The 225-nt window shown below is 68.9% G+C and carries 1 protein-coding gene; it reads right to left on the reverse strand.

The features are described 5' to 3' along the window. Nucleotides 1-225, reverse strand: a 225-nt coding sequence (locus tag I5I_RS13670) for an FAS1-like dehydratase domain-containing protein (RefSeq protein ID WP_036320896.1), incomplete at both ends; no start/stop codon positions are given.

The following is a 225-nucleotide window of genomic DNA, read 5'->3' on the forward strand; positions in this document are numbered from 1 at the left end:
AGCTCGGTCCCGGGGATCCTCTAGAGTCCAGAGCGATGCCGGAGTCCTCGACGGCCAGCAGCTGCTGCATCGTGAGGTCTTGGACGACCATCGCGAAGGTGGGCGGTGCGACGACGTCGCGGTAGCCCAGCGCCTGAGCGGCGGCGGGGTCGACGTGCTGAGGGGCGTCGGCGAAGACGGCCCGCGCGAATTCGCGCACCTTTTCGCGGCCCACGAGATAGGAAG

It is taken from the genome of Microbacterium sp. B24, assembly GCF_000333415.1.
Taxonomy (GTDB): domain Bacteria; phylum Actinomycetota; class Actinomycetes; order Actinomycetales; family Microbacteriaceae; genus Microbacterium.